The organism is Spiroplasma endosymbiont of Dasysyrphus albostriatus, assembly GCF_964019495.1.
Classification (GTDB): Bacteria; Bacillota_I; Bacilli_A; order Mycoplasmatales; family VBWQ01; genus Spiroplasma_E.
On the sequence record NZ_OZ026447.1, the window covers coordinates 464,308 to 481,180 of the forward strand.

Consider the following 16,873-nt stretch of genomic DNA (forward strand, 5'->3'; position numbering starts at 1 on the left):
AGTTTTCTGTTAATTAACAGAAAACTTATTTTATTTTTTTGAATCTTTAATTTCTTTCATTTTTTCAATAAAATTATTATCATATTTAACCGAAGATTGTTCTTTAATAAACTTTATTAATTCTGAAACATCTTCATCACTAATTCATGGTGCTTGTAAACGATTGATATTATTTTGTCCTGGAGCTAAAAATAACATATCGCCTTTACCTAATAATTTTTCTGCTCCAGCAGTATCAAGGATTGTTTTTGAATCAATTCAAGATGCAACTTTAAAAGCAATTCTTGCTGGAATATTATTTTTAATTACGCCAGTAATTACATCTACTGATGGTCTTTGTGTTGCTATTACTAAATGAATTCCTGCTGCTCGACCCATTTGTGTAATTCGCATGATCCCTTCTTCAATTTGTTTGCTTGCTTGTACCATTAAATCTGCTAATTCATCAATAACAATAATATAATAAGGTAATTTATCAATTTCTTGACTTATTTTTTTATTATAACTTTCAATATCACGATTTCCATTTTTTGCAAATAGTTGGTATCGACGCATCATTTCTAAAATTACTACTTGTAATGCTGCTGGTGTTTTGTTTGCTTCATTAATTACTGGAATAATTAAATGTGGGATATCATTATAAATTGCTAATTCTACTCATTTAGGATCGATTAATATTAGTTTTATTTCATGAGGTTTGTATTGTAAGAGCAAAGAAATTAGTAAATCATTAATAAAAACTGATTTTCCTGAACCAGTACTACCAGCAATTAATAAGTGCGGCATTTCTTTTAATGAATGAAAGATGTAATCACCAGTAGTATTTCTACCAATACTAATTAATAATTTTTTATTTTTATATTTTTGAGGCTTTTTAATAATCTGTGTTTCTTTGTTTTACAAAGTTACTAATTCAGATTAATTCTGTCTTCAAATTTTATCATAAAATGAGCAATTGCTGTATTTCAATTTTGAATGGGCATTGTTCATTTTTTTGTTATATTGTCAATTGCTAAATAAAATATTTTAAAAACTGACATATCGTTAGGAAAAACTTTTTTATTTCTGATGACTTTTCGTAATTGACTATTAACAGATTCAATAGCATTTGTGGTATAAATTACCCTTTTTATTTCTGCAGGATAACTAATAAAAACCATTAAATTATCTCAATTTTTATATCAAGATTTAGCAATTTGTGGATATTGTTTAGTTCATTTATTTTCAAATGATTCTAAAGCTTGCATTGCTTGTTCTTCACTACATGCAGTATAAATTGGTTTTAAATCTGCAACTAGAGATTTTCTATGCTTATATGAGACATATTTCAAACTATTTCTAATTTGATGAACGATGCATAATTGATGTTCGGTTTTAGGATAAACTGATTGTATTGCTTCTGACATGCCTGTTAAATTATCACTACAAGCAATCAGAATATCATTTAAGCCACGATTTTTCATTTCTGTGAAATTGGCTAATCAAAATTTAGAACCTTCATTTTCACTAATTCATAAACCTAAAACATCTTTTTTACCTTCTAAATCAACTCCTAAAGCTATATAAACTGATTTATTAATAATCCGTTTATCTTGTCGTACTTTAACTACTATACAATCAAAATAAACAATCGGATAAACACTATCTAATGGTCGATTTTGCCATGCTTTGACGTCATCAATAACATCATCAGTAATTTGACTAATAACACTTTCACTAATATCAGCACCATGATATAACTCTTGTAATTGCATTCTAATATCTGATAATGTCATACCTTTTGCATATAAAGAAAGAACTTGTTGATCAAAACCATCAAATCTTCTTTGTCTTTTTGCAACTATTACAGGATTAAAATTACTATTACGATCTCTTGGTACATCAATTTCAATTTTACCTTGTTGGCTTATTAATTTTTTTGAACTTATACCATTACGAGCATTGTCACTATTACTATGTTGATTCTTATCATATCCTAAATAATTTTGCATCTCAGAATTCAACATTTTTTCTACTAATCTTTTTGTTAATTCTTTATATAATCCTCCCTCTTTAAAAACTGTTGTTAAATCTTCAGTATTTTCTAATAATAAATCTACTGCTTGTGATATTGGATCATTGTTATTAATATTTTGCTTTTTAGCCATCTGTAACTCACTCTTTCTAGAAAATTAATTATATTTACTAGAACTAATTAAACATAGTTATTTTTGTAAGTTACACAGATTACTAAACATTACCATATTTTTCGCTTATATTTTCAAATTGTTCTTGCATATTAGTTGGAACAATATTTTTATTACTAACTTCAATTCCAATCATTGATTTACCAGCTATTGGTGCTTCGATTCTAATATTATTATTTGCTAAAACTAGTTTTAGTTCTTCTTCTAAGTTAGTAATTTTGTTAATTTTCATTCCTGAAGTGATTGAAACCTCGTATTTTGTTACTGTTGTACCAATAGTAAAATCATTTACTTTTCCTTGAACAGAAAATTCTTTAAATAACTGATTAATTTTTTCTTTATTTTCTAAAGCATATTTTTCATTTTCTTCTTGCTTTTTTATTAGATTATCTGATTTTTTAGTTAATTTTAATGTTGGTAAAATATATTTTTGATTAATTATAGTTTGTTCAGGAAGAAAAGCTTTTGTTTTTCTTGATTGTTATTTTGTTTTTCAATTTGATTAATAATTTTGTTTTGTTCTTTAACTTTTGTTTCATTATTTTCTAATTTTTGATTATTAATTTTGTTAATATTGTTATTTTCTTGTAATAATTCCTTATTGGTTTCTATATCAAAGTTTATTTTTTCATTTTTTACTTTATTGTTTGCTAGATTTTCTTTTGTAAATTGTTTAGTTTCTAATTTAGATTGCTTATTATTGTTTTTTGCTTGTTGTTTGTTTATTTTTAGTTCTTTTTTTAGATTATTGATTTTGATAGTATTATTTTGTGCCAAAGTAAGTTTTTTTTGTTTTTCTTTTGCTTTTTCTAATTTATTAATTTTTTGATCTTTTCGCTTAACTTTAAAATCTAAAATTGTTTCTTTGATATGATTTGAAATAGTGATAAATAAAATTAAGGGACGGTTAAAAAATAATCAACTAAAACAAATAATAATCATTAATATATTTAATATAAAATTAACAAAAAAAGTTGTGTAACCTAAAAATTCTAATATAGTATTACCAATTAATCCGCCAACAAGATAAGAGGGAAAGAAACTATCAATAGTTCAATTATTAAAGGAAATAGGTGATTTGAAAAATCCGTGATAATTATTAAAAATAGTTGAATTTCATCAAGATTGATAATAATCATTAATTAAATTAATATGAAATTTATTATTAAATCAAATATTATCATAATGACTAATAATAGTAATAGTTTCAATTGTTCAAGCGCAGCATATAATAGTAGTAATTATTGCTCAAACAAAGGAAACTTTAAATTTAAAATAATAATTAAAACAAAGTGGAATTAAAGATATATATAATAATATATAAATTAAATATTTGCTTCATCCAAATAAAAAAGAAAATATAAAGTCGTCTAAAAATTTACCAATTGGTAGTAGTCTTAATAAACTAAAAGTTATTAATAACAATAAAATTAGAGTACCTAATAAGATACCAATTTTATTATTATTACTATTTTTAATTTGTTTAATTTTAATATTTTTAAAATCTTTCATAATTTTAAACTCCTAACTTTTCTATTTTAAATTTATTGGTTGAGTGATTGTATAAAAATAATATCATATATAGGGGTGTTTGTTACTACTTACTAACCATTTTAATAAATATTATTATGATGTGAACTATTAGTAATTTTTATTTATTTTTTTAAAAAATATATAATATATATAAATTAAAATATTATTAGTACTTTAATTAGTTATATGGTTATATATATAGCTAACGAAAGTAATGTTTACTCATAAATAATGTAAAATAATAATATGTAATTTAAACAATTCTTGCACTTACAAGTATAATTCAGCAATAATTAAAATAGATTAGGAAGATTAAATTATGCCAAAACCATACAGTGAGGACTTACGAAGAAAAGTAATAGAAGTTTATGAAAGTAAAAACATGAAAATTAAAGAAATTTGTAAAGTGTTCAATATCACTAGAAAGACTTTATTTTTATGAAGAAAAAGAAAGCAAAAAACCGGAAATATAAAACCAATTTTGAATTATCAAAAAGGACATAGCCACAAAATAAAGGATTTAGATGAATTAAAAAATTATTTAGCAGAAAATAAAGATGTTACAGTTCAAAAAGTAATTGAAAAATTTGGTGATATGACAAAAGAAACAGTTTATAACTATTTCAAAAAACTAAATTATACATATAAAAAAAACTTTTCTATATGAACAAAGAGATAAAAATAAACAAGAAGATTTTTTAAAAGAAATAGCGAAAATAATGAATGAAGATTTGGTATATATTGATGAATCTGGAATTGATGATAATGAATTTTATAAATATGGTTGGTCTGAAAAAGGTAAAAGATTATTTGATAATAAACCTGCATATAAAATAAAGAGAATGAGTATAATTGGTGCACTAAATAAAGGTAAATTAAAAGCTCTATGAGCATTTGAAGGACATTGCAATAGTAAAATTTTTGAATCATATGTTAAAAATATACTAATTCCAGTATTAAAGTGTGGACAAATTATAGTTTTAGATAATGCGACGTTTCATAAATCTAAAGCAACAAAACAATTAATTGAAAATGCTGGATGCAAACTATTATTTCTTCCACCATATTCTCCTAATTTAAATCCAATTGAACATTTTTGATTTGCTATAAAACATAATATAAGAAAAATATTACCAAATTATTGACCAAATATTAAAAACGCGGAGGCTTTTTAATAATCTGTGTTTCTTTGTTTTACAAAGTTACTAATTCAGATTAATTCTGTCTTCAAATTTTATCATAAAATGAGCAATTGCTGTATTTCAATTTTGAATGGGCATTGTTCATTTTTTTGTTATATTGTCAATTGCTAAATAAAATATTTTAAAAACTGACATATCGTTAGGAAAAACTTTTTTATTTCTGATGACTTTTCGTAATTGACTATTAACAGATTCAATAGCATTTGTGGTATAAATTACCCTTTTTATTTCTGCAGGATAACTAATAAAAACCATTAAATTATCTCAATTTTTATATCAAGATTTAGCAATTTGTGGATATTGTTTAGTTCATTTATTTTCAAATGATTCTAAAGCTTGCATTGCTTGTTCTTCACTACATGCAGTATAAATTGGTTTTAAATCTGCAACTAGAGATTTTCTATGCTTATATGAGACATATTTCAAACTATTTCTAATTTGATGAACGATGCATAATTGATGTTCGGTTTTAGGATAAACTGATTGTATTGCTTCTGACATGCCTGTTAAATTATCACTACAAGCAATCAGAATATCATTTAAGCCACGATTTTTCATTTCTGTGAAATTGGCTAATCAAAATTTAGAACCTTCATTTTCACTAATTCATAAACCTAAAACATCTTTTTTACCTTCTAAATCAACTCCTAAAGCTATATAAACTGATTTATTAATAATCCGTTTATCTTGTCGTACTTTAACTACTATACAATCAAAATAAACAATCGGATAAACACTATCTAATGGTCGATTTTGCCATGCTTTGACGTCATCAATAACATCATCAGTAATTTGACTAATAACACTTTCACTAATATCAGCACCATGATATAACTCTTGTAATTGCATTCTAATATCTGATAATGTCATACCTTTTGCATATAAAGAAAGAACTTGTTGATCAAAACCATCAAATCTTCTTTGTCTTTTTGCAACTATTACAGGATTAAAATTACTATTACGATCTCTTGGTACATCAATTTCAATTTTACCTTGTTGGCTTATTAATTTTTTTGAACTTATACCATTACGAGCATTGTCACTATTACTATGTTGATTCTTATCATATCCTAAATAATTTTGCATCTCAGAATTCAACATTTTTTCTACTAATCTTTTTGTTAATTCTTTATATAATCCTCCCTCTTTAAAAACTGTTGTTAAATCTTCAGTATTTTCTAATAATAAATCTACTGCTTGTGATATTGGATCATTGTTATTAATATTTTGCTTTTTAGCCATCTGTAACTCACTCTTTCTAGAAAATTAATTATATTTACTAGAACTAATTAAACATAGTTATTTTTGTAAGTTACACAGATTACTAAACATTACCAAAACGCGATTGATTTTGTTTTTCAAGATATGAGTAAACATTACTTTAGTTAGCTATACATTAGTTTTTCCTTGTGCATCACTAAAATATTTAATAGTTGGATTTGTTAAATTTGGATTTAATGATTTAAGTTCATTAGTACTTTTTATTTCTGTATTTAATTCATTGTTATTGTTATTAACATTTGCAGTAATATTTGTTGTTAAAACTGTAATTTTAGTTTTTAAATCATTTTTTTCTGTTTTAATAACTCCACATAACATTCATCTTGATGTTGTTTCATTATTAGAAATATATGGGATTGCTTCTCCAACAACTTCACCAGCAACTTTATATGCTCTTCCTGCTTTATCATCTTTAATAAAATCTACATAAATAACTGTATTTTCTATCATGTATCTTTTCATTGCTCTTGGTGTTGCTAAAATAAAGGTCATTAATTGTTGTTCATTTTTATCATTAGTAAAAATCATATAGTCATCAAGAACGATTTCACATAATACGCCTTTTACATATAAATTATTTCCATTTAAACGTAATTGTTGTGCCAACTGATTATCGGTAATTAAACCTTTATTATCTGCTAAATAAACTAAACTATCATAAAGACCATTAGTAATAAAAAATTTACTATTTGCAATATTTCTAAATTGAAACAAAGTATTTCAAGCAGATAACATTGATTTTAAATAGCCTACTGGTGTTGTATCTTCAATATCGATTTTAGTAGCAAATTTTGCAATTGCTTGTGTATCATCAATTGCCAATTTATCTGCTAAATCATTTGCAACTTCATATTGCATACTATCTAATAAATTTTGTCCATTATTTGCTTTTAAATCTACATCTGCAATAATTTCTCCTGCAAGATATTTTTTAGTTATTTTTTTACTAATTTTATCTGTATCAACATATGGTAATTCATATCTTTTACTTTTATCATCCCAAGCAATAATTTTTACTTCCGGTTTTTTTGGTTTTTTAACAATAAACTCAATATTTACTGAGTCAACAATTTCAGTAGGAAAAAAGTTTGCCCATGGACTATTTGAAATTTTAAAAAACTCTATAAATTCTGGTGCTTCTACTAATCTCTCTGTATTGTCTAAATTTTGATTAAATGGTACTGACATTTTATTTCTTCCTTTCGTTTATAAATAATTTTTCTTTTTATAATTAATTAAAAAATTTTCTTTATCATTTGTTTTATTATTAATAATTATTTGTTTATTACCACCTGTATTAATTGTTTGTTTAAATACTGGTTGTTCTTTAATCATTTTTTTAATAGTTTCTTCAATTTTTGAATTTTCTAGATTACTTGTTTTAAATTTTAAAAAATCATAAAATTCAGTTTTAACTTGATATTTTTTAAATATATTAATCATTTCTTTTTCTTTAATTTCTTGATTAAGTTTATTTAACTTATTTTCTGCTTCATTAACTTTATTTTCTATTTCTTGTTGAGCATTATTTTCAGTTAAAGGTTCAGTTGTTTGTTGAACATTATCTTCATTTTCTAACATTTAATATTCTCCTAATCTTATCCCAATAATCAATCTTTAACTAATTGTGGCATTTCACTTATTAGTTTTTTATAATCTTTAACTGCATTTTCTAATATAGCTAACTAAAGTAATGTTTACTCATAAATAATGTAAAATAATAATATGTAATTTAAACAATTCTTGCACTTACAAGTATAATTCAGCAATAATTAAAATAGATTAGGAAGATTAAATTATGCCAAAACCATACAGTGAGGACTTACGAAGAAAAGTAATAGAAGTTTATGAAAGTAAAAACATGAAAATTAAAGAAATTTGTAAAGTGTTCAATATCACTAGAAAGACTTTATTTTTATGAAGAAAAAGAAAGCAAAAAACCGGAAATATAAAACCAATTTTGAATTATCAAAAAGGACATAGCCACAAAATAAAGGATTTAGATGAATTAAAAAATTATTTAGCAGAAAATAAAGATGTTACAGTTCAAAAAGTAATTGAAAAATTTGGTGATATGACAAAAGAAACAGTTTATAACTATTTCAAAAAACTAAATTATACATATAAAAAAAACTTTTCTATATGAACAAAGAGATAAAAATAAACAAGAAGATTTTTTAAAAGAAATAGCGAAAATAATGAATGAAGATTTGGTATATATTGATGAATCTGGAATTGATGATAATGAATTTTATAAATATGGTTGGTCTGAAAAAGGTAAAAGATTATTTGATAATAAACCTGCATATAAAATAAAGAGAATGAGTATAATTGGTGCACTAAATAAAGGTAAATTAAAAGCTCTATGAGCATTTGAAGGACATTGCAATAGTAAAATTTTTGAATCATATGTTAAAAATATACTAATTCCAGTATTAAAGTGTGGACAAATTATAGTTTTAGATAATGCGACGTTTCATAAATCTAAAGCAACAAAACAATTAATTGAAAATGCTGGATGCAAACTATTATTTCTTCCACCATATTCTCCTAATTTAAATCCAATTGAACATTTTTGATTTGCTATAAAACATAATATAAGAAAAATATTACCAAATTATTGACCAAATATTAAAAACGCGATTGATTTTGTTTTTCAAGATATGAGTAAACATTACTTTAGTTAGCTATATATCAATATCAGAAAATTTAAAACAATTTCCTATATCTAAATCAAAATCTCTATCAATTTTGATATTATTTTTTATATATTTTTCATTAAATTCAATTTTTGTCATATTATTTTTCTCCTTTATTAATCTTTTCATTTAATTTTTCTAATTTTTTTTGATGTTTGATAATTTTATTATTTGCTCTAACATGTTTTGGAGTTGTGATAAATCTTTTTAATAAAACAATAATTTCTCTGCAAATTAATGTTCCAACACTTGTTCCAATAATTATTAATTCATGTAAAAATTCTTTCATTTCAATATTTTCCTTTCAACTATTTATTTTTTTATTTCTAATTATTAATCAAATTGACCACCATTAATTCTTTCAATCATTGATTGTAAATTACTTATAATTTCTACTAATACAGATATGTCTTTATTGAATTCTTCTATTTTTTCTTTATATATTTTTATTTCCTGATTATAATATTCAAGTAATTTTTCTTTATTCATCAATTATTCACCTCCTTTATAAACTCATGTGATTATAATCTCAATTTAATGAAGTATTATCATGATTTAATGGTACTTCACTCATATTATCACTACCATATTGACTAGTTGTTTCACTATTAATTGTGAATCTATTATCATTTATTAATCTTGCAGTTTCATTATTAAATGGTGTTTCTTGCATTTCTTCAATATGATTTGTAGTTTCCATAGGTAGTAAATTATGAATAATTTCACTTGCACCAGCAATTATGGTAGGTATTGCATAAGCATTATTAAAATCATTATTTATACCCATTGCTACACCACTACTAATCAAACATCCACCAGTAGCCATATTACAAACCTTTCTTATTTTTTCAAATTTATTAGGTATTAACTCAGTTAATCCACTAATAAGATTTGATATACCATAAGCATTTAATGAAATATAAGTATCTCAATCCATTAATGACTGATGTTCTTGTTTATTTAATAATAATCATGGAGGACCTTCTGTTGTAGTTGTAGTAGTTACTGGAATTGGTGTTGTTGGAATAATAGGATTAATATTATTTTCTGTTCATTTACTATAATTTGCTAATCCAATTGTTCCTAAACCTAATAAGATTTTTTTACTACTATTAATTAATTTAGTTTTTGTATTTGGTCTTTGATTTAAATTTCAAATATCTAAACCTAATTTTTTACCAAATAATAAACTATTAATTGAACCTAATAATGGATTATCTATTACTTGACCATAATAAGCACTTGTACCAATCATTGCACAAATTGGACTTATACCAGTTCTTATTAACTTAGTTAAAGTATAATTTGATTGTGTATTTTCGTTTGGCATTTTAATCTCCTTTATTTGCTTTTAACATTTCTCTTAGAACCTGTTTAGAATCTTTTAGAAAATAATGTAAAATTACTATATATTTTAAAATAAGAGGTATATATGCATAAAAATTATCCAAGTCATGTTACTAAAGAACAATTTGAGAACATAAAATCAACTTTAGAAAACAGCAAAAAGAAAACAAAACCAAGAAATTTAGATTTATATGAAGTGTTTTGTGCAGTTTTATATGTATTAAAAAGTGGTTGTCAATGAAGAATGTTACCAAAAAATTTTCCAAAATGACAAACTGTATATTATTATTTCCAAATTTGAAGTAAAAACAATGATAAAGAACCTAGTGTATTGCAATTAATTTTAAAAAAAATTAGTTAAAAAGATTCGTATTAAGAATCATCGAAAAGAAAAAACTAGTTTTTGTATAATTGATTCGCAAAGTGTTAAAAATACAGATACTACTGAAAATAAAGGTTATGATGCTGGTAAAAAGATTTCAGGAATAAAACGTCATATTGCAGTTGATACGCAAGGTTTACCACATGCAATTTACATAACTACAGCAGAAAAAACAGATCGTAATAGTGCTATCATAATGATTAAAAGTGAAAAAGAAAATCTTTCTACAGTTCAAAAAATAATAGTAGATGCTGGCTATACTGGTGAAAAATTTGCTTCTGCAATCAAAACAATCATAAATGCAAATGTTGAAGTTGTAAAACGTAATGAATTACATTCTTTTGTAGTACTACCAAAAAGATGAGTTGTAGAACGAAGCTTTGCATGATTAGAAAAATGCAGAAGATTATGAAAAAATTGTGAAAGAAAACTAAATACTAGTTTACAAATGGTTGTTCTTTCCTTTATTTCAATTTTATTAAAAAGATTCTAAACAGGTTCTTACAATATCTAATAAAGTATTTACTTGATAATCATATAATTCAAATTCATGAATTCTAATTTTAATTTTTTCTTTATAATCCATTTTTTTCTCCTTGTATTTCTAATTGTAATAATTTTTCTAAAACATAATCATTTTTATCAAATTCTCTAATAATTCATTTTTTTGTTTCTTTTCTATTGTTAGTACAAAGAATTAATCTTTCTATCATATTAATTAATTCTTTTTTATCTGCTCTATCAAAAATTACTTTTAAAATTTCATCTAACATATTTTATTCTCCTTTATTTGTTTTTATCAGTTCTCTTATAACATCTAATAAGGAATCTACTACATAAGAATTTAATTCAAATTCATAATTTCTAATTTTAATTTTTTCCTTTTTCATTTGTTTATTCTCCTTTAATTTGTTTTAAATCATTTAATAGTTCTATAAATTTATTCATGTATTCTGAATAACAATCAATCATTAAATAATTATCATTTCAATTAAACATTACACATGTGTCACTTGTACAAAATTCAACATTATCAATAAAAAATAATTTTTCATCTACATTTCATTTAATTAAAAATTCGCGTTTAGTCATGGTTATTCTCTTTCTATTTCTAATTTTTTAATTGTTACTTTAATTCAACCTTGATAAACATCATTATCACCAACTATTAATGCAACATTACTTTCGGGGTCAGAAACAATTATGTGTTTTGATTTAACATTTGGATATTGTCTTAAAATAATTGCTCTAATATCATTACTTGTATGAATTGCTTTTGGAAATGGTGATAATATTTCAATTTCATCTTTATTTTCAAACAAAGTAGGTAATATTATCATTATTCAAATTCTCCTTGTTCAATTTTAATTAATAGATTTTTTAAACATATTTTTTCTCATATATAAAATTCTATTTGTTTAAAATATTTAACATTAGATATTTCATTTGTAAGTCATGTTATTCGTTCTTCTAAATCTTCAATTAATTTTTCTTTATTCATTATCAAATTCACCATTTTTTTTCATATAATGATTTAGACAATACAATGATTCTAGACTTCCATTTTCGTATTTTTCTAATATATATTGTTCATTATTACAATCTAATTTACACTTCATTAATCAAATTCTCCTTATTTTTAGTTAAATTATTAACCATTATTTCTAAGCATTTCATACATCAATTTTTACTTAATCATATTCTTTTCTTACATTGTTTACATTTATTCATTTTTATTCCTTTCATTTTTTAAATCATTTAACATTTATTGAACAAAATGCACGATTTTAGGAATGTTTAAAGTGTTAAATATTTGACCAGTTACAATAATTTCATCATTTTTGTTTAATAAAATACAGCGTCTATAAAGTTTTGGGTTATTAAAAATTAAAGTAACGTAGTTTAATCCATTTCATTGACCACGAACACTATAATATAATTCTTTATTACCTTTTTCGTAATATTTTGCTTCAATAGTGTTACTCAGTTTTACTGTTAATTTGACATAATTTGCTTTATCTTTCATTTTTATAATTCCTTAAATAATATTGAATATGCTTATAAGCATCTTGTTCATGTTTTGTTAATTTTATATTTCCTTTATAATTTTCTATTTTAGTTTTATTTTTTGGTTCACTTTCTAAATAATCTCAGTTCATAACATCTTCTACTAATACCATTAATGCACCAATAATTTTGGGTGTTGCTAATGGATTAGTTAATAATTGTTTTGAGCTTAAAAAGAAATTTTCTACAATAACTAATATTTTTTGATTAATAAATTGTTTTTTAATTAATTTAAAATATTCTTTATATATATATTTACTTTCTAAAACTGTTTTAGTTTTGAATGTTTCATTAAAAACAATATTATTAGTTTCATTTGAATATATAACAATTCCATTATTACCAATACCAGCAGGGTCAATTCCAATAATTAATTCATATTGCATTATTAATCAAACTCACCATTATTGATTTTTTTAATTAATGAATAATATATGGCATCATTATTTGCACTTCTATATCCATCATTTTCAATTTTATTTTCTAAATATGTAATTAATTTTTCTTTATATTCATTAATTATTTCTTTTTTAAAATTTTCTCTTAATTTTTTTATATTATTTAAATGTTCTTTTGTTATTTCTTGATTACGTTTTTTATTATATTTATTAATAATTTCTTGGTCTTTATAAGAAAATGGTTTTTGTTTATTCATATTTATACCTCCTACTTAACCTAACATTTAAAATACAGTCATAACAAATTGCTTTACTATTTTTATCTCTTAAAAAATATTTTCTTGTTTTTATATCATTAGTATTAAAGAATAAATAATCTAATTTATTTTGTTTACATGTTCAACAAAAATACTTTTTCATTATGAATTGAAATTTCTTTATAAGAAGTAACTATATAATTAATTGATAAATCATCATGTTTATATGGATTATTTATTTTAAAACCTTTTCTGTTTTCTTCTCACGTAATGTTATATTTAAAACAAGGATTAGTAATTTTAGTTTTGTTATCTGTTATTTCACCCATAAATCAACTATTATGCTGTTCATAAAATATTAATGATTCAAGTTTTATATCATTAAGATAATATTCTTTTGGAGCAGTTGGTTTATTAACAGTTATTTTTTGGTCTTTAATATATGGTTCTAATAATTTTATTAATTCATTACCACTTAATTCTCTTTTAATATTTTCTAAATTAAAAACTCAATATGTATATTTATCATCAGCAATAAAACTATTATTTTTAACCATTCGTTTTGGACATTGTAATTTATATTCACCATAATCAATAAGAATAGATTGTGGTCTATCTTTAACAATTTGTTCTTTTTTAAATTCTATTTGCATAATAATCCTTTCCTAATATGTTCTGTTGCTTCTAGCATAAAGAACATATATTTTGATTTTTAGATTATTAATAATACTACTATTCGTTTTATTCATTCCAGCAATTCTGGGCTCAAAAATAAATTATGAAATTTTAAAAATAAATCGAGGCATTCGATTCAATATTTATTTAATTTGTGTTAAACAAATTAATATTTTAATTGAACCGGCACCGCTCAATTTTTTTTACAAGTTTGAAATTTATTTTCTCGCCCAAAAAAATTTTCAAAAAAAAATAAAAAATAAAACCAACACTTGCTCACTGGGGAGTGGCAAGGTTGGTTAAATAAAGAATAGAATTAATACAATAGGTCCCTACAACAGGTCTATATATACTAGTTTCCAATTCGCTGCCACCCCAAGAATTACCATTACTGGTTAGTATATTTTATTAGGTATCACTCCACTTTTTATTTATCCATGCAAGTCCACATGCTAGCTACTATTTTTAACAACTGTGTTGTAGTTCACTTTTTTAGTTCCCTAACACGTGTTGATAATAGCGTTAAAGAGGTTTATTAAAAATTTTAAAATTTTACAATTACAAAAAAAAGACAAGATTTTTATTCTCGTCTTTTGTCATTTATTTTTAATTCAAGGGTAAAAAAAGAAAGGAGCTATTTTTAAAACTTTTTAGTTACCGACATCTTCGACACGCTCCCAATAATTTTAATTAAACTAGAAACTAATAATAGTTTCTTTTTTTTATACTTTAAAAATAAAATTATTTACAGACATATTTACCATTAATTAAGTTAAAATATTGTATGTATACAACCCAATAAATATAGAATATAATTTTAATAGTATATGAAATAAAAAACTTTAAGGTAGGGAATGGTTTTATGGAAAAATCATCTGATTTTAATAAATTGGTAATAAGTAAAGGTATTAGATATAATACTGAGCAAACTAGTAACTTTAATTTTAGTATTATTAATTTATCCGTTGAAAAAGCCGTAAAAGATTGAAGTTTTGAAGGAAAATATCCTAGTTGCTTGGCAATTTTTAGTAATGATGAAGATAATATTGAAAAATTAATTAATGCTCTAGCAGGTTCTTCTGCTATTATGGAGGGTAAAATTTTAATTGATGATATTGATGTTACTTATAATAGTATTGGTTTTGAACGAAAAATGGCTTATGTTAGTATGCATTTACAGAGTTGAAATAAATTATTTAGTATTCAACGTAACTTAGCAAGAACAGCAATTACTAATAAACCCTTTTTACAAGAAATAAGCAATATTAATCAAAAAATTAAGACTGATATTGAAAACTTAAAAAATACAGGTTTAAATTTAGACAGTGGTTATTTTAAAGAAAAATTAATTAATATTATTAAAAATTTTATTAATGAAACACAAAGCACTCGTAATAATTTTATTAAAGAATATCAATATCAAATTAATCATTTTCATAAAAACTTTGCTCAAGAGAAATTTAATTTTGCTGGAAGTGAAAAATTAACAGATATTCTAATTAAAAAATTTACTGCCGAAGAAAAAAATATTATTGCAAATAATAACTTATTATTTTTACAATCTTTGCAAGATCGTATTTCTAGTTTAGAAAGTTTAGTGGGACCATGTTTTTGTGGATGTAATCCACCAAAAGAAAGAAAATGAGAGTTTCAACTACGAGAAATTAGTTTTGTTATTAAAGAAATAAATAATTATTTAAATAGAGAGATTAGTACTACTAGAAGTGAAATTAGAACTACGTTAAAAACTTGTAACAATCATAATCAAAATTTTAATAGCGAACTTAATCATTTAGTTTCATATCAACAAATTAAATGTACTCGTAGTCAAATTGATCAAATTTTAGACCAGTGAATTGACTTAGCAGAAGTACAAAGAATTAAATTTAATATGAAACAAGATTTTGTGGCAATGCAACTTTTACCAGATGAAATGCATTTACTTTTAAAAAATATTAAAGATGAAATTAAAATTTATCATGATAAAATTTTAAAAAATCCACAGTTACAAGATAAAGAAACATATCAACAACAATTACAAACTTTATATTCACAGTTAATTGATGTCCGTGATTTAATTAGTGAAAATATTGTTATGATATTTAAACATTTAGAACTAAGTCATTTATTGTCACTACGTTTAACACAATTAACAATAGTAGAACGACAAATAATAAAAATCATTCAACAATTAATTGTACCTACTAAAATTTTAATTTTACATAACCCATTTGAACTTTTAAATGTTGATAATAAAGAACAATTAGCAAATTGAATTAAAAAATTACAAAAATTTTTGAAAATAATTATTATTTTTACAACTAATAATCAAGTTGATATTAATTTATTAGCGACTAATGTTACTGTTATTGAAAATGAAATAATTATTCAACAAGGGAATGTTAGTGAAATCACTGATAAACCATTATCTTTAAATTTATTGAAAGAAATAAATGAACAGCATATTAATATTGCAAAGGGAGAATGAAATGCTCATAATTTATATTTTTATAATGTAAATTTAGGTAAGTTTGATGTTAAAACTGCTTCTACTATTGCTTTTAAATCAAATGCCATTTTGTTTAGTGCAAAGAAACCACGATTTACTTTTTTAAAAAATTCAATTATTATTAATGGTGTTATTAAAAATATTACTAAAGTTGATGATAAAAAAGCATATTTATTGATTGAAACTACTAAATCAGAACAATTTGAAGTTTTAACAAATAATAATGATAATTTAGAAGTGGGAACTGTTGGTTGAATTAGTATTACTAAAAATTCAATTTTTGTTTTTGATGATGAAACAAAACAATTAATTGGTACATGATAGAAAGGATATATAA

General features: G+C 23.0%; 25 protein-coding genes. 6 read left to right on the top strand and 19 right to left on the bottom strand.

Going from position 1 to position 16,873, the window contains the following annotated elements; all coding sequences use genetic code 4:
• Nucleotides 1–30 precede the first annotated feature (30 nt).
• The 4 genes from AACL11_RS02830 to AACL11_RS02845 form a co-directional block, all read right to left on the bottom strand.
• Nucleotides 31–882 carry an FtsK/SpoIIIE domain-containing protein gene (locus tag AACL11_RS02830; protein ID WP_338988474.1) on the bottom strand — a complete coding sequence of 284 codons (852 nt, stop codon included), beginning with the start codon at nt 880–882 and terminating at the stop codon, nt 31–33.
• Between the two features lie 26 nt (nt 883–908).
• Nucleotides 909–2,147 (bottom strand): IS256 family transposase, encoded by a 1,239-nt coding sequence (locus tag AACL11_RS02835; protein ID WP_338986819.1) that lies wholly within the window; start codon nt 2,145–2,147, stop codon nt 909–911.
• An 82-nt stretch (nt 2,148–2,229) separates the two neighbouring features.
• On the bottom strand, nt 2,230–2,628 hold the full coding sequence (locus AACL11_RS02840; RefSeq protein ID WP_338988476.1) for a DNA translocase FtsK: 399 nt from the start codon (nt 2,626–2,628) through the stop codon (nt 2,230–2,232).
• Nucleotides 2,625–3,698 (bottom strand): TMF family protein, encoded by a 1,074-nt coding sequence (locus tag AACL11_RS02845; RefSeq protein WP_338988090.1) that lies wholly within the window; start codon nt 3,696–3,698, stop codon nt 2,625–2,627. Before AACL11_RS02845 ends, AACL11_RS02840 begins: the two co-directional genes overlap by 4 nt.
• Before the next feature lie 340 nt (nt 3,699–4,038).
• On the opposite strand from AACL11_RS02845, the gene AACL11_RS02850 reads away from it, so the two are divergent.
• Nucleotides 4,039–4,398: a helix-turn-helix domain-containing protein gene (locus AACL11_RS02850; protein WP_338973555.1), complete on the top strand. Its 360-nt coding sequence runs from the start codon at nt 4,039–4,041 to the stop codon at nt 4,396–4,398.
• A gap of 28 nt (nt 4,399–4,426) precedes the next feature.
• Nucleotides 4,427–4,894 carry an IS630 family transposase gene (locus AACL11_RS02855; RefSeq protein ID WP_338988478.1) on the top strand — a complete coding sequence of 156 codons (468 nt, stop codon included), beginning with the start codon at nt 4,427–4,429 and terminating at the stop codon, nt 4,892–4,894.
• A gap of 30 nt (nt 4,895–4,924) precedes the next feature.
• On the opposite strand, the gene AACL11_RS02860 is transcribed toward AACL11_RS02855, so the two are convergent.
• The 3 genes from AACL11_RS02860 to AACL11_RS02870 all read right to left on the bottom strand — a co-directional run bounded on the left by AACL11_RS02860 (nt 4,925) and on the right by AACL11_RS02870 (nt 7,783).
• The gene (locus AACL11_RS02860) at nt 4,925–6,163 is read right to left on the bottom strand and encodes an IS256 family transposase (protein ID WP_338986819.1); all 1,239 of its coding nucleotides are present in this window, start codon (nt 6,161–6,163) and stop codon (nt 4,925–4,927) included.
• A 147-nt stretch (nt 6,164–6,310) separates the two neighbouring features.
• Entirely contained in the window at nt 6,311–7,390 is a 1,080-nt protein-coding gene (locus AACL11_RS02865; RefSeq protein WP_338988092.1) for a hypothetical protein, read from the bottom strand.
• A gap of 18 nt (nt 7,391–7,408) precedes the next feature.
• Entirely contained in the window at nt 7,409–7,783 is a 375-nt protein-coding gene (locus tag AACL11_RS02870; protein ID WP_338987615.1) for a hypothetical protein, read from the bottom strand.
• 217 nt (nt 7,784–8,000) lie between these two features.
• On the opposite strand from AACL11_RS02870, the gene AACL11_RS02875 reads away from it, so the two are divergent.
• The gene (locus AACL11_RS02875; protein ID WP_338973555.1) at nt 8,001–8,360 is read left to right on the top strand and encodes a helix-turn-helix domain-containing protein; all 360 of its coding nucleotides are present in this window, start codon (nt 8,001–8,003) and stop codon (nt 8,358–8,360) included.
• Nucleotides 8,361–8,388: 28 nt separating this feature from the next.
• Nucleotides 8,389–8,889, top strand: coding sequence for an IS630 family transposase (locus AACL11_RS02880; protein ID WP_338988468.1), 501 nt, complete (start codon nt 8,389–8,391; stop codon nt 8,887–8,889).
• 112 nt (nt 8,890–9,001) lie between these two features.
• Here AACL11_RS02880 and AACL11_RS02885 read toward each other — a convergent pair whose 3' ends face one another.
• From AACL11_RS02885 to AACL11_RS02895, 3 genes are read right to left on the bottom strand one after another with little or no spacing between them, the layout of a single operon-like run.
• Nucleotides 9,002–9,190: a hypothetical protein gene (locus AACL11_RS02885; protein WP_338987613.1), complete on the bottom strand. Its 189-nt coding sequence runs from the start codon at nt 9,188–9,190 to the stop codon at nt 9,002–9,004.
• A gap of 44 nt (nt 9,191–9,234) precedes the next feature.
• The gene (locus tag AACL11_RS02890) at nt 9,235–9,390 is read right to left on the bottom strand and encodes a hypothetical protein (RefSeq protein ID WP_338988093.1); all 156 of its coding nucleotides are present in this window, start codon (nt 9,388–9,390) and stop codon (nt 9,235–9,237) included.
• Nucleotides 9,391–9,406: 16 nt separating this feature from the next.
• On the bottom strand, nt 9,407–10,231 hold the full coding sequence (locus tag AACL11_RS02895) for a hypothetical protein (protein ID WP_338987611.1): 825 nt from the start codon (nt 10,229–10,231) through the stop codon (nt 9,407–9,409).
• A gap of 102 nt (nt 10,232–10,333) precedes the next feature.
• Between AACL11_RS02895 and AACL11_RS02900 the strand changes: the two genes are divergently transcribed.
• Nucleotides 10,334–11,123 (top strand): IS5 family transposase gene (locus AACL11_RS02900; RefSeq protein WP_281747819.1). Its coding sequence is split into 2 segments (ribosomal slippage): nt 10,334–10,594 and nt 10,596–11,123, totalling 789 coding nucleotides; the frame shifts between segments, so codons are not numbered across the junction.
• Nucleotides 11,124–11,205: 82 nt separating this feature from the next.
• Here AACL11_RS02900 and AACL11_RS02905 read toward each other — a convergent pair.
• The 9 genes from AACL11_RS02905 to AACL11_RS02945 all read right to left on the bottom strand — a co-directional run bounded on the left by AACL11_RS02905 (nt 11,206) and on the right by AACL11_RS02945 (nt 14,005).
• Nucleotides 11,206–11,403 carry a hypothetical protein gene (locus AACL11_RS02905; protein ID WP_338986580.1) on the bottom strand — a complete coding sequence of 66 codons (198 nt, stop codon included), beginning with the start codon at nt 11,401–11,403 and terminating at the stop codon, nt 11,206–11,208.
• Nucleotides 11,404–11,524: 121 nt separating this feature from the next.
• On the bottom strand, nt 11,525–11,722 hold the full coding sequence (locus AACL11_RS02910; protein ID WP_338986578.1) for a hypothetical protein: 198 nt from the start codon (nt 11,720–11,722) through the stop codon (nt 11,525–11,527).
• A gap of 2 nt (nt 11,723–11,724) precedes the next feature.
• Nucleotides 11,725–11,970 carry a hypothetical protein gene (locus tag AACL11_RS02915; RefSeq protein ID WP_338987609.1) on the bottom strand — a complete coding sequence of 82 codons (246 nt, stop codon included), beginning with the start codon at nt 11,968–11,970 and terminating at the stop codon, nt 11,725–11,727.
• Nucleotides 11,970–12,131: a hypothetical protein gene (locus AACL11_RS02920; protein WP_338986574.1), complete on the bottom strand. Its 162-nt coding sequence runs from the start codon at nt 12,129–12,131 to the stop codon at nt 11,970–11,972. Before AACL11_RS02920 ends, AACL11_RS02915 begins: the two co-directional genes overlap by 1 nt.
• A complete protein-coding gene (locus tag AACL11_RS02925) occupies nt 12,124–12,249 on the bottom strand; it encodes a hypothetical protein (protein ID WP_338986573.1) in 126 nt (41 codons plus the stop codon). The genes AACL11_RS02920 and AACL11_RS02925 overlap by 8 nt, the downstream gene beginning before the upstream one ends.
• A gap of 146 nt (nt 12,250–12,395) precedes the next feature.
• On the bottom strand, nt 12,396–12,656 hold the full coding sequence (locus AACL11_RS02930; RefSeq protein WP_338988094.1) for a hypothetical protein: 261 nt from the start codon (nt 12,654–12,656) through the stop codon (nt 12,396–12,398).
• The gene (locus tag AACL11_RS02935) at nt 12,646–13,083 is read right to left on the bottom strand and encodes a hypothetical protein (protein ID WP_338988095.1); all 438 of its coding nucleotides are present in this window, start codon (nt 13,081–13,083) and stop codon (nt 12,646–12,648) included. Before AACL11_RS02935 ends, AACL11_RS02930 begins: the two co-directional genes overlap by 11 nt.
• 2 nt (nt 13,084–13,085) lie before the next feature.
• A complete protein-coding gene (locus tag AACL11_RS02940) occupies nt 13,086–13,352 on the bottom strand; it encodes a hypothetical protein (protein ID WP_338988096.1) in 267 nt (88 codons plus the stop codon).
• Between the two features lie 134 nt (nt 13,353–13,486).
• Nucleotides 13,487–14,005: a hypothetical protein gene (locus AACL11_RS02945; protein ID WP_338988097.1), complete on the bottom strand. Its 519-nt coding sequence runs from the start codon at nt 14,003–14,005 to the stop codon at nt 13,487–13,489.
• A gap of 884 nt (nt 14,006–14,889) precedes the next feature.
• Between AACL11_RS02945 and AACL11_RS02950 the strand changes: the two genes are divergently transcribed.
• Nucleotides 14,890–16,860: a hypothetical protein gene (locus AACL11_RS02950; protein WP_338988098.1), complete on the top strand. Its 1,971-nt coding sequence runs from the start codon at nt 14,890–14,892 to the stop codon at nt 16,858–16,860.
• Nucleotides 16,861–16,873: the final 13 nt, after the last annotated feature.